The organism is Staphylococcus sp. 231237_7MaSpsaltlick (assembly GCF_043107035.1).
The window spans coordinates 1-433 of sequence record NZ_JBICNX010000392.1 but is presented as its reverse complement, the minus strand read 5'-3'; the positions used below and the strand labels follow the sequence as shown (position 1 = coordinate 433).

1 protein-coding gene is annotated in these 433 nt (G+C 28.2%); it reads right to left on the bottom strand.

What is annotated here, in order from left to right; translation table 11 throughout:
- Positions 1–44: 44 nt before the first annotated feature.
- The coding region (locus ACF91D_RS32045; RefSeq protein ID WP_392438746.1) for a LysR substrate-binding domain-containing protein at positions 45–433 on the bottom strand (389 nt) is incomplete at its 5' end.

Sequence of the window (433 nt, the reverse complement as noted above, 5' to 3'; positions counted from 1 at the left end):
TCATATGTCATATTATGTCTTACTAACTCGTTCTTTATCATTGTTCACATCCCAGACACTTTGTCTCTAACTATATATTTTTCGTTAAGTAAATCGCTTAATTCTACTGAATCTTTTTTCAGTAACTTATTTTGACTTGAGCATATTGCAATCATATTATCTTCTGCGAATTTATGCACATCATATTTTTCTATTTGAAAAACACCTTCTACTAACGCAACATCTACTTCATTTAAATTTAATTTCTCAAGAATTGATGGTGTATTGCCGATAGATAATTCAATCTGTATATTCGTATTTTTCTTTTTAAACTCACTGATAACTTGAGGCAATAAATATTCTCCTATAGTAAAGCTAGCTCCAATAACTAATCTATGATTTTGCTTATTGAGTTCATCTTGTATTTCTTGAAATGCAATGTCATTTATTCTAA